Below are 3,287 nucleotides of genomic sequence, written 5' to 3'. Positions count from 1 at the left end.
GGGCCGTACAGCTGTGGCTGCGTACATCCTCCGACGCGTCATGGGCGCGGTGCTGTTGCTGCTGGTGGTCAGCGCAGTCACTTTCGCCATCTTCTTCCTGGTGCCCCGCCTCGGGGGCCAGACGGCCGACCAGTTGGCCACCCAGTACGTCGGCAAGGACGCGAACCCCGAGTCCGTCGCCGCGATCAAGCAGAACCTCGGCCTGGACCAGCCGGTCTACGTCCAGTACTGGGACTTCATCAAGGGCCTCGTCATCGGCGCCGACTACAAGTTCGGTCCCGACGCGACGCACTGCGGCGCACCCTGCTTCGGCTACTCCTTCAAGAGCCACATCGAGGTGTGGCCCCAGTTGGAGCAGCGGATCCCGGTCTCCTTCTCGCTGGCCGTCGGCGCGGCGGTGATCTGGCTGGTCTCCGGTGTGACCACCGGCGTGATCTCGGCCCTGCGCAAGGGCAAGCCGATCGACCGCATCTCGATGTTCATCGCGCTCGCCGGCGTCTCGCTCCCGATCTTCTTCACCGGCCAGATCCTGCTCGCGCTCTTCGTCTACGAGATCCCCATCTGGGAGAGCATCGACTACGTCCCGTTCACCGAGAACCCGGCCGAATGGGCCTGGCACATGGTGCTTCCCTGGGTCAGCCTCGCCTTCCTCTTCTCCGCGCTCTACGCCAGGCTCACCCGGGCGGGCATGCTGGAGACGATGAGCGAGGACTACATCCGGACGGCCAGGGCCAAGGGCCTGAAGGAGACGACGGTCGTGGCCAAGCACGGCCTGCGCTCCGCGCTCACCCCGATCGTCACCATCTTCGGCATGGACTTCGGCACCCTCGTCGGCACCGCGGTGCTCACCGAGACCGTGTTCTCCCTGCAGGGCATCGGTGCCTACTCGGTCCAGGCCATCAAGGACAACGACCTGCCCATCGTGATGGGCGTGACCCTGGTCGCCGCGTTCTTCATCGTCTTCTGCAATCTGATCGTCGACCTGGTGTACGCCGCCATCGACCCCCGGGTGAGGTACTCGTGAGCAAGCTCGACAAAGCCGCGCTCGGCGAACCGGACTCCGTCGCCCCGTCCACCGCGGACGACGTGTTCCTGTCCGTACGGGATCTGCGCATCCACTTCGACACGGACGACGGTCTGGTCAAGTCGGTGGACGGTGTCAGCTTCGACGTGCGCAAGGGCAAGACCCTGGGCATCGTGGGCGAGTCCGGCTCCGGCAAGTCCGTCACCTCGCTCGGCGTGATGGGTCTGCACCGCTCGGCGCGTGCCAAGGTCTCCGGCGAGGTGTGGCTGGACGGCCAGGAGCTGATCGCGGCCGACCCCGACGAGGTGCGGCGGCTGCGCGGCCGGAAGATGGCCATGATCTTCCAGGACCCGCTGTCGGCGATGCACCCCTACTACACGGTGGGGCAGCAGATCGTCGAGGCGTACCGGGTCCACCACGACGTCAACAAGAAGGTCGCCAGGCAGCGGGCGATCGAGATGCTCGACCGGGTGGGCATCCCCGAGCCCGCCAAGCGCGTGGACGGCTACCCGCACGAGTTCTCCGGCGGTATGCGCCAGCGCGCGATGATCGCCATGGCGCTGGTGAACAACCCCGAGCTGCTCATCGCCGACGAGCCGACCACCGCCCTGGACGTCACCGTGCAGGCGCAGATCCTCGATCTGATCCATGACCTGCAGAAGGAGTTCGGCTCCGCGGTCATCATGATCACCCACGACCTAGGGGTGGTCGCCGAGATGGCCGATGACCTGCTGGTCATGTACGGCGGCCGGTGCGTGGAGCGCGGTCCCGCCGAGGACGTGTTCTCCGAGCCCCGGCACCCCTACACCTGGGGCCTGCTCGGCTCGATGCCGCGCATGGACCGGGAGGAGACCGACCGGCTCATCCCGATCAAGGGCGCGCCGCCCTCCCTCATCAACCTCCCGTCCGGCTGCGCCTTCAACCCGCGCTGCCCGTACGCGGACATCCCGAAGGACAACGTCACCCGCACGGTCCGCCCCGAGCTGACCGAGGTCGGCGGCTCGCACTGGGCCGCCTGCCACATGACCCAGGAGCAGCGGGAGCGTATCTGGACCGAAGAGATTGCGCCGAAGCTGTGAGCGACGAGAAACCGGTGAGCAAACCGGACACCAGCGGGGCCACCCTCACCAAGGACTCCGCCGCCGACGGCGAGGTCCTGCTGAAGGTGACCGGCCTGCAGAAGCACTTCCCGATCCGCAAGGGCCTGCTCCAGCGGCAGACCGGCGCGGTGCGCGCCGTCGACGGCATCGACTTCGAGGTCCGCAGGGGCGAGACGCTCGGTGTCGTGGGCGAGTCGGGCTGCGGCAAGTCCACCATGGGCCGGCTGATCACCCGGCTGCTCGAACCGACCGACGGCAAGGTCGAGTTCGAGGGCAAGGACATCACGCACCTCGGCACGAGCGATCTGCGCCCGATGCGCCGTGATGTGCAGATGATCTTCCAGGACCCGTACTCCTCGCTGAACCCCCGGCACACGATCGGCACGATCGTCGGCGCCCCCTTCAAGCTCCAGGGCGTCGAGCCCGAGGGCGGGGTGAAGAAGGAGGTCCAGCGGCTGCTGTCGGTGGTCGGTCTCAACCCCGAGCACTACAACCGCTATCCGCACGAGTTCTCCGGCGGCCAGCGCCAGCGCATCGGCATCGCCCGCGCGCTCGCGCTCAACCCCAAGCTGGTCGTGGCGGACGAGCCGGTCTCCGCGCTGGACGTGTCGATCCAGGCGCAGGTGGTGAACCTGCTGGACGACCTCCAGCAGGAACTGGGCCTGACGTATGTGATCATCGCGCACGACCTGTCGGTCGTCCGGCACGTCTCGGACCGGATCGCGGTGATGTATCTCGGCAAGATCGTCGAGCTGGCCGAGCGCGACCAGCTGTACAAGTCGCCGATGCACCCCTACTCCAAGGCCCTGCTGTCGGCCGTGCCGGTACCGGATCCCAAGCGCCGGGGCGCCAAGAGCGAGCGCATCCTGCTGAGGGGCGACGTGCCCTCGCCGATCGCCCCGCCGAGCGGCTGCCGCTTCCACACCCGGTGCTGGAAGGCGACCGAGATGTGCAAGACGACCGAGCCGCCGCTGGTGGAGCTGCGGGCCGGGCAGCGCGTCGCCTGCCACCACCCGGAGAACTTCGAGGACCAGCAGCCGCAGGACACCAAGCTGCTGTCCTCGGCTCACGAAGCCGCCACGGAGAACAGCACGCCCTCCGTCGAGAAGTGATTCCACCCGAGCCCCCGCCCCCTCACCCGGGGGCGGGGGCTCGGCCATGGG

General features: G+C 68.0%; 3 protein-coding genes. All 3 read left to right on the top strand.

Annotated elements, in window-relative coordinates:
- Positions 1–13 precede the first annotated feature (13 nt).
- Genes ACWIF2_RS40335 through ACWIF2_RS40325 form a run of 3 tightly spaced genes read left to right on the top strand, consistent with a single transcriptional unit; the run spans position 14 to position 3,236 of the window.
- Positions 14–1,024, top strand: coding sequence for an ABC transporter permease (locus ACWIF2_RS40335; RefSeq protein WP_454366647.1), 1,011 nt, complete (start codon positions 14–16; stop codon positions 1,022–1,024).
- The gene (locus ACWIF2_RS40330; RefSeq protein WP_454366645.1) at positions 1,021–2,103 is read left to right on the top strand and encodes an ABC transporter ATP-binding protein; all 1,083 of its coding nucleotides are present in this window, start codon (positions 1,021–1,023) and stop codon (positions 2,101–2,103) included. The genes ACWIF2_RS40335 and ACWIF2_RS40330 overlap by 4 nt, the downstream gene beginning before the upstream one ends.
- Before the next feature lie 14 nt (positions 2,104–2,117).
- Positions 2,118–3,236 (top strand): ABC transporter ATP-binding protein, encoded by a 1,119-nt coding sequence (locus tag ACWIF2_RS40325; RefSeq protein ID WP_454366643.1) that lies wholly within the window; start codon positions 2,118–2,120, stop codon positions 3,234–3,236.
- The last annotated feature ends 51 nt before the right edge of the window (positions 3,237–3,287 follow it).

Source organism: Streptomyces sp. NPDC055506 (assembly GCF_053643595.1).
This window is presented reverse-complemented; position numbering and strand designations above follow the sequence as displayed.